Annotated in this window: 1 pseudogene; it reads left to right on the top strand. The window is 69.8% G+C overall.

Annotation, left to right across the window (positions count from 1 at the left end):
- A pseudogene (locus ACSNOK_RS36255) lies at nt 1–235 on the top strand (dihydrolipoyl dehydrogenase); the annotation flags it as partial.

Below are 235 nucleotides of genomic sequence, written 5' to 3'. Positions count from 1 at the left end.
CAAGGCCACCTTCGAGGGCATCGACATCGAGGGCGTCCACAAGTACAAGGACGATGTGATCGCCGGCCTGTACAAGGGCCTGCAGGGCCTGGTGGCCTCGCGGAAGGTGACCTACATCGAGGGCGAGGGCCGGCTGTCGTCCGCCACCTCGGTCGAGGTGGGCGGCCGGCGCGTCGAGGGCCGCCACATCCTGCTGGCGACCGGCTCCGTGCCGAAGTCGCTGCCGGGTCTGGAG

The organism is Streptomyces sp. URMC 126, assembly GCF_051386555.1.
Taxonomy (GTDB): Bacteria; Actinomycetota; Actinomycetes; order Streptomycetales; family Streptomycetaceae; genus Streptomyces.
The sequence above is the reverse complement of the archived record's forward strand: the minus strand, read 5'-3'. Positions and strand labels throughout refer to the sequence as shown.